Source organism: Methylophilus sp. 3sh_L (assembly GCF_046766015.1).
Taxonomy (GTDB): Bacteria; Pseudomonadota; Gammaproteobacteria; order Burkholderiales; family Methylophilaceae; genus Methylophilus.
The window spans coordinates 1-8,918 of the sequence record NZ_JBKOUF010000011.1 but is presented as its reverse complement, the minus strand read 5'-3'; the positions used below and the strand labels follow the sequence as shown (position 1 = coordinate 8,918).

General features: G+C 47.7%; 3 protein-coding genes and 1 pseudogene. All 4 read right to left on the bottom strand.

What is annotated here, in order from left to right:
* The coding region (locus ACIDF8_RS14560) for a HAMP domain-containing protein (protein WP_412011332.1) at positions 1 to 1,635 on the bottom strand (1,635 nt) is incomplete at its 3' end.
* 317 nt (positions 1,636 to 1,952) lie between these two features.
* The gene (locus tag ACIDF8_RS14555; protein WP_412011331.1) at positions 1,953 to 4,667 is read right to left on the bottom strand and encodes a methyl-accepting chemotaxis protein; all 2,715 of its coding nucleotides are present in this window, start codon (positions 4,665 to 4,667) and stop codon (positions 1,953 to 1,955) included.
* Positions 4,668 to 4,965: 298 nt separating this feature from the next.
* The gene (locus ACIDF8_RS14550; protein ID WP_412011330.1) at positions 4,966 to 8,016 is read right to left on the bottom strand and encodes a methyl-accepting chemotaxis protein; all 3,051 of its coding nucleotides are present in this window, start codon (positions 8,014 to 8,016) and stop codon (positions 4,966 to 4,968) included.
* Positions 8,017 to 8,522: 506 nt separating this feature from the next.
* Positions 8,523 to 8,918: pseudogene (locus ACIDF8_RS14545) on the bottom strand (chemotaxis protein); the annotation flags it as partial.

Sequence of the window (8,918 nt, the reverse complement as noted above, 5' to 3'; positions counted from 1 at the left end):
ATGCTGGCTGGCATCCGCACGGGTGGATAAGCGCCCTTCAACCGCAGCATGCACCAAGTCGTCGGTGTCGTTTACCATGCGGTTAATGGTTTCGATACACTGGTTCAGGTTGTTTTTAATGGCGTTAAAATCACCTTTATAGTCGGCTGTAATCTTTTCTGGAATTTCACCTTTGGCAATCTGCTCCACATAGCTCGCAGCCACACCTAAAGGCGTCACCACCGCATCCAGTGTTTCGTTAATGCCTTCAACCACCTTGCGGAAGTCCCCTTGATGCGGCTGAATGTCTGCCCTTGTAGACAGATTGCCTTGTACTGCAGACTGTGCCAAGGCATGGGTATCATGAATGAGTAATTTAATCGACTTGACCATGCTCTGCATCGCCGTCATTAACTGGCCGGTTTCATCCTGGCTATGCACCTCAATCACCACATCTGTTCTACCCAGTGATAAGTCCTGTGCAACTTGGGCGGCTTCACGTATGGGTTTTGCAATTTTTGCGGCTGAAAACCAGATGACGGCAATCCCGGTTGCTGTCACCAGCAAGCCTAACAATAACTGCCATAAAGCGGCTTGATTGGCACTGCTAGACAATCGTTGATCCAGCGCTTGCGCTTCTGCCAGCACGACGGCCGTTGGCACTTTAATCAGCACAGACCAAGGTTTGCCAGTGCGGCCCAACATAATAGGGGCGAGCGCCATCATTTGACCGGCCTGCTGGTCAATCGCGGCCATGTCGTGACCAGATTGGATTTCTTGGAGATACTTTGCGCTGCTGTCGCCCACAATCTTGCCGAAGGGCTGGCCAATCAAGCCCGGATTACGGCTATCGGCCACAATCAGTCCCATATTACTGACGATAATCACTTCGCCTTGGCCATCAAACAGATTCTTGCTGGCCCCTTCAGCGGTTTTTTGCACAAAGTCCAGGTTGTAGTCAGTCCCGGCGACGCCATAAAACTTGCCGTTCTTGATAATCGGCACCGACAGCGTAGTCAGCCATACAGATTTGCCCTGCACAATATAAGGAAATGGGTCCAATACACTTTCAGTGTGGTTTGCTTTGGGGCCAAGATACCAGCCTCCTTTCATGACGCCATTGGGGTGCTTGTCCAGCGTGTCATACTCCACCAGCGGTTGCACCGCAATCCGGCCGCTTTCATCGCGGTTCCAATAAGGCGTAAAACGGCCAGTCAGGCTATTGTTGCCATCTCTGCCGGTTTTAAAAGCCTCATCTTTTCCATCAAGGGCATCCGGCTCCCAACAACTATAGGTACCGTTAAAGTCTGGGTTTTGTTTTAGTACATTGAGCAAGACGGCATTAATCTGGTCACGTCCCATCGCCAGCGTGCCCTCTTTGCTCAACACAAACGTATGTGCCATGGTGCGTGCCGCATCCAGTGCGACATCAAATTTGGCCTGGATTTTTCCTGCTTCTGAGCCAGCCAGATTCTTCAAGCTGTTTTTGGTGCCTTCGTTGACTAACAACGAGACGTTTTCAGACACCAGTTGCTGATTATTTTTAGCGGAAAGATAAGAGGAACCGACAAGAATACTGCCGCTGACCAGAATGGACAGCCCTGCCATCAGGACGATTTTGCCCTGAATAGATTGAAAACGCTGAGACAACTGCATATTGACTTCCTTTGCATAAAAATAAATAGGGGGCGTGCATTGCTGACGCATTGCTCTTCCGAGTTATTTCTAGCTTGAAGTCAATGGATGACCGAAAAGCCAATTTTTATATGAATAATAAAATCCGGTTATAAGACTTTTTATCCACTGTTTATGTAATCATTATCCCGCTAACGATCAAGATCCAAATTGAATGTAAAGCATATTTTTATAGTTCTGTTTAAAGCCGTTCAGGCATGAGGTTTTACAATCCCTGCCCAATGTATGCAGACACAAAAAACGGCTGCCGAAGCAGCCGTTTCTTAAGATGCATTAGGTTAGAACTCTTCCCAATCCGAATTATCCGTGCCGGTTTTGGCCGTGGCCCTTGGTGGACTGGCCGTTGCTTGGGGGCGCTGGGGTTTATCAACATACCCAGAGGGGGCTGGCACCGGTCGTCCCGAGCCATGCTGGGGCATAGATCGCGGTGATGAATAAGCATTCCCCTTGGCCTGTGATTTAGGTGAGGCGGCAAAGCCAGATCCCGTGTTCTTCTCCAGCTTAAACTGGCTGATCACATCCGCCAGCTGATTGGCCTGATCAACCAGGGATTCCGCCGCCGCAGCCGCTTCTTCAACCAAGGCCGCGTTCTGCTGTGTGGTTTCATCCATGCTGGTCACTGCCTGGTTCACCTGATCAATACCGGTCGTCTGCTCAATAGAGGCAGCAGAGATTTCACTGATAATGTCAGCCACGCGTTGCACAGAGGAGACCACCTCGTCCATGGTGCTACCGGCATTTTCAACCAGCTTGGTGCCTTCAGTGGTTTTATTGACTGAGTCTGCAATCAGCTCTTTAATCTCTTTCGCAGCACTGGCTGAACGTTGCGCCAGGTTACGTACTTCACCCGCGACCACGGCGAAGCCTCGACCCTGTTCGCCTGCGCGCGCGGCTTCTACCGCAGCGTTCAAGGCCAGGATATTGGTCTGGAAGGCAATACCGTCAATGACCGAGATAATGTCTTCAATTTTTTTGGCACTTTCGTTAATCGCACTCATGGTGGCAACCACTTCATTCACGACCTGACCACCTTTAACCGCGACACCAGACGCTGTCAGTGCCAGTTGGTTGGCTTGCTTGGCGTTGTCGGCGTTTTGTTTCACAGTAGAAGCTAACTCTTCCATGCTGGCCGCGGTTTGCTCCAGGCTGGAGGCCTGTTGCTCGGTACGCGCAGACAGGTCAGCGTTACCACTGGAAATTTCATTTGCGGCTGTGGTGATGGTTTCCACGGCTTCAGTCACCGCAATAATCGGCTCTACAATCATGTCCAGTGTGTGGTTCACGCCTTCGACAATTTTGCGGAAATCGCCCTTATGCTGACTGGCGTCGGCCCGTACAGAAATACGGCCTTCGCCCGCCGCTTCTGTTAAGCCATTGATGTCACCAATCAACCCTTTCAGGTTTGCGCGAACCTGCTCAACCGTGTCGTTGATCTCGCCTTTTTTACCTGGCCAGCGCTGAAGCGGAATGTCGAAGTTACCTTCGCCAAAGCCCTTCACCACCTGCATGGATTGCTGGTTCATTTCCAACAAGCCAGTCACCATGTTGTTAACAGACTTGGCCAGCGTACTGAAATCACCTTTAAACATGTCATCACGTAGCAAGGCATCAATTTCACCTTGCTCATGCGCATTACTGACCCAGTTCACCGAATCAATCAAGCCTTTGAGGTTACCACCAATTTTCTTGACGCTCTTGTTGATAAACGCTTTTTCGCCGGGGAATTCCTTGATGGTGGCGGAGAAATTACCTTCACCAAATTGCAAAATACAATCGGTCACGGTTTTATTTTCTTCGATATACTCCTGCACCATGCCGTTCACCCCTTCAGCCAAGGCGCTGAAGTGGCCATTATATTTGGCAGGATCAATAAAATAGCTGATATTGCCCTGACGGTGCGCAGCAGACATCTGGTTTAAGTCGGAAATGATATTGGTCAAATTAGCCCTGACTTGTTCAATATCACGGTTGATCTCGGCTTTTTTACCTTTGAATGTCTCAAGTGGAATACCAAAGTCACCATTGCCAAAGCCGTTGATCACAGCCATCACCTTGCGGGTCGACGTATGTTGGTCGTCCAGCATTTGATTCACCCCTTCGGCCATGTCTTTAAACATGCCTTGGTGTTGGGCACTGTGGATACGGCGATCAGTCTCGCCATTGGCCTGCGCCTGCGCAACATCTTTCATTTCGCTGATGACTTTTAGCACATGTTGCCGCATGCGTTGTAGCTGGTAGGCAACACTGCTTTGGTCATGTTCAACCAGTGGTACGGCAAAGTCAGAATTCCCTTCACCAATTTTTTTGGCAAATTCAGTGAGCTCCAGCGGATCTGCACCCAAACGGTTAAGCAGGGATTTCGAGATTGCAACAGCCATCCAGCCAGCGATAACAACGGCGATACCTAACGCAATTTGCATCAGTATTGAAAAGCCGGAAGCGACAGACTTGGCTTGTGCTGAAGCCTTGTTGTTCAATGCCTCCTGATAATCAATAAACTGGTTAATGCTTTTCAGCCACGCTACAAACAAAGGTTTGGCCTCAGTCATTAACAGGTTTTTCGCTTGCTCGTCCTCGCCTGCATGGCGTAACGCAATCACACGCTCAATCACCGGTAATGTTTTGGTCTCGATCCCTTTAATGTTTGCAAGAATTTCCTTTTCATCCGCCGTCACGCTAGCATCTGCTTTAAAGATAGCATCCAGCTTGGCCGCACTCTCTTCATAAGCAAGCGCCAACCGGTGGATATCATTGATGGACTTATCAACTTCAGCAGTGGAGGTTTCTAGTGTCACATCGCGTAAACTAATCGCCCGGTCATGCACGCTACCGCGGAAATTGATGGCATAGCGCTGCTTAACGCTGTTCACATCATTGATTTCAGTCAGCGTATCGTCGATTTCACGCACACGGTCAATTCCAATAACAGTTAATCCTGCCATCAGCAGAATCATGCTACCAAAACCGACCATCAGGCTTTTCTTTACTCTCATGTTTCCAAACATTTATCCGTCCTCAGTGTTTGCTTACGCCTATCCCAAGTGATTGATTAAGAAAACAAAAAATCAAAGTCCTGTCTGTCGCCAGACTTGTCTCCCTAAAACAAACACTTTTTTCCTAAATACATTGCTATATTGCAATTGCCCACCCATCAAGCATCCATTAAAGAAAGACTTAAAACCTATCCTTTTTATCTCTTTGAAGGGATGTCCTTAAAATGCGAATAGGTCCAAAACTGAGCACATAAAAAAGCCGGCTGTTAAACAGCCGGCTTTTTATTTAGACAAATGGTTAGAACTCTTCCCAATCCGAATCGTCAGTGCCTGTTTTGGCGGACGGCCTTGACGTACTCGGCGGAGATTTTGAAAACTGCGGTTTATCGACATAACCTGAAGGCGGCGGCACTGATCTACCTGAACGCGAATCTGCGGCTGGTCGTGGCGCTGAATATCCGCCACTGCCTGAGGAGGATTTGCCAGCTGAGGATTTGAGCGTAGTGGTGAATCCAGTATTCACTTTACCGTCCAGCTTGAACTGGCTAATCACGTCAGACAGCTGGTTGGCCTGATCAACCAGGGATTCCGCCGCCGCGGCCGCTTCTTCAACTAAAGCCGCATTCTGTTGCGTGGTTTCATCCATGCTGGTCACTGCCTGGTTCACCTGGTCAATGCCGGTGGTCTGTTCAGTAGAAGCGGCTGAAATTTCACTAATAATGTCAGCCACACGTTGCACAGAAGACACCACTTCTTCCATGGTGCTACCGGCATTCTCAACCAGCTTAGTGCCTTCTGTAGTTTTATTCACAGAATCGGTAATCAGCTCTTTAATCTCTTTCGCAGCACTGGCTGACCGTTGCGCCAGGTTACGCACCTCGCCCGCAACCACGGCGAAACCTCTACCCTGTTCGCCTGCGCGTGCGGCTTCTACCGCAGCGTTTAAGGCCAGGATATTGGTCTGGAAGGCAATACCGTCAATGACCGAGATAATGTCTTCGATCTTCTTGGCACTTTCGTTAATCGCGCTCATGGTGGCAACCACCTCGCTAACTACTTCCCCGCCCTTCACGGCGACACCTGACGCAGTCAGTGCCAACTGGTTAGCCTGTTTAGCATTCTCAGCATTCTGTTTCACAGTAGAGGCCAACTCTTCCATGCTGGCCGCGGTTTGCTCCAGGCTGGAAGCCTGTTGCTCGGTACGCGCAGACAAGTCAGCGTTACCGCAGGAGATTTCATTCACGGCAGTGGTGATGGTTTCCACGGCTTCAGTCACGGCAATGATCGGTTCTACGATCATGTCTAGTGTGCTGTTCACACCTTCAACAATTTTTCGGAAGCCGCCTGGATGACGGCTGGCATCTGCACGCACAGTAATTCGCCCTTGCCTTGCCGCATCCGCAAGCATCAGCGTATCTTCATTTAATGCCTTGAGATTAGTACGGATTTGCTCAATCGCCACATTAATAAATGCTTTCTTACGTGGGAATAGCTCAAGCGGCGTATCGAAATTGCCTTCACCAAAACCACTGACGCAGGCAATGGCTTTCTTCTTGGTGTTAATATGCTCTTCAACCATCTGGTTCACACCATTGGCAACGCTAAGATAGGCACCCTCGAATTTAGAGGTATCCACTCGCACGTCGATTTCTCCGACATCATGCTCTGCACTCATATGGTTTATTTCAGTAATCAAACTACTTAGCGCATCAATGCAGTGGTTGAGGTTGTCTTTAATCGTGTTGAAGTCACCATTGTAGTGATCGGTAATCTTGGCCGGGATATTGCCTTTGGAGATATCCGCCACATACTGGGCCGCGACATTGAGTGGATCGATCACCGCATCCAGGGTGTCATTGACGCCTTGGACAATCTTGCGGAAGTCGCCTTGGTGCTTGCTGGCATCTGCGCGGGTAGACAAGCGGCCTTCAATCGCCGCCTGGGACAGCATATTGGCATCGGCAATCAACGCCTGCACTGCATCAATACACTGGTTGAGGTTGTTCTTGATGGTATTAAAATCGCCTTTGTATGCTTCAGTGATTTTGGCTGGAATTTTGCCATTGGAGATGTCAGCTACATATTGTGCGGCAACATTCAGCGGGACAATGACACCATCCAAGGTCTGATTGATACTTTCTACCAATACCTTGTATTCCCCTTCAAATTGGTTGCTTTCACCACGAGCACTCAAATTCCCGTCACTCGCTGACATGGCAAGCTGTTTGGATTGTTTAACCAAAGTATGGATGGTTTGATTAAGTTTCCCTGCTGAAACAATCACTTGATCAAGTTCATCATAGGGCGTGAGGTCTTGTTGGACTGAGTTGATATTGCCTTTTACCAGATCCTCCATCATTTGTTTGGCGGTCGTTGATTTGGCAATAATGTCTCTTGAAACAGCGTAGACAACCCAGAGCACCAGACACAAACTTATTACAGCAATGGTCAGGGTCATATACAACTGCCGATTTTCTTGTATGACACGTTTTTGCAGTGTTCTATTCAATTGCTCAAGAAGTACATAATATTGCTCGTAAGCTTTATCAATCTGTGTAGTGGCTTGTTTGAAATACTCCTGTGAGTCATATGACAGTGACTCCTTATCCAGGATCACCTGATTGAGTAATTGTTTAAGTTGCTGCGTAGCAGCAAGTAATGGCTCAATGTCTTGAGTGTGGCTTTGGTCATAACGTGCCAATACGTGCATATTGTGCATAAAATGGCTATCGGTCTGCTCAATGGTATTAACCAAACCTTCAAGTTTCAGGCGCTCATTTTCTGTTATAGATTGTTTGGCCAACACGGCAGCGCCTAAACCACGCACTTGTGCCATGACTTCAATCAGCGGCGGCACCTTCAACACAGCTGTGTCCATCATGTAATAGGACTCTTCCTTAGGGTCCAGTGTTAACCCACTGATATCAGCTTTAATCACGGTAGACTCGATCAGGAAGGCAATGATTGCCGAATGTTTGGCAAAGCTTTCTTCTTTACTGATGACTGAGCTGGATAATCTTAAGGCCTTATAGTTTTGAATGGCTGTTTGCCATTTGCCTGAAAACTCAATCCAATAAGGATCATCATGAACCAAGATTTCGGAGGTATCATGCAGGTGGCGAATCACTTCAATATCTTTGTCTAGCTTAGACTCAATTTCAGCGATCTTGGTTTGTAGCCCAGTCTTGCCGGCAAGATAGTTCGCCATGAGCCCACGATGTTTCTGCATATCCTCAATCATGCCAGTCAATGGCTTGATTAAAGCAACGCCGTCGATTTCAGACTTGGTTGATTTTATATCGTCCAGACTCTTAAGAATATTGACGGTAGCTAAATAGGTTAATGGCATTAAGATAATACATGCCATCAATGTTAGTTTTTTAGTTATAGAAAGCCTGCTAATCATGACAGATCCTCTAAAAATGAATTAATCGAATTACCATCAATCAATTAAACTTTGAGAACATGTAACTATGAGATTCAAGCCTGAGAGTGATTTCCTTTAGGAAGTCAAGCATACTTCGTTATATGCATCTCAATCGTATTACTTTCTGCATATTATTCTCGCCGTTGGGTATTGTACTGAATAGGGAAGGATTTAACTCAATCAGTACATTGCTGCTAAATGGTTAGTGCCTCGTTGCAATTAACCATAAGGATAGATGGAGCTAAAATGATAAACGACAGAGATAAGATTTCATTTTGGGAAAAAGCCGGTATTTTTATTTCAATTTATTTGCTACTAACAATTTAATTTCGTTCACGTTATTGATTTCGGCTAACCTAATAAACACATAAGCGAGCATCATAAAAAAACCGGCTATTTAACAGCCGGTTTTTTATTTAGACGAATGGTTAGAACTCCTCCCAATCCGAATCGTCAGTGCCTGTCTTTGCGGGCGACCTTGGCGCACTCGGCGGAGATTTTGAATACTGCGGTTTATCAACATAGCCTGAAGGCGCCGGTACAGATCTGCCTGAACGCGAGTCTGCGGTTGGACGCGGCGCTGAATATCCGCCACTGCCTGAGGAGGTTTTGAGCGTTGCGGTGAAGCCTGTGTTGACTTTACCTTCCAGCTTGAACTGACTGATGACATCCGCCAGCTGGTTAGCCTGATCAACCAGGGATTCCGCAGCAGCTGCCGCTTCTTCAACTAAAGCCGCGTTCTGTTGTGTGGTTTCATCCATGCTGGTCACCGCCTGGTTCACCTGATCAATGCCAGTGGTCTGTTCAGTAGAAGCCGCTGAAAT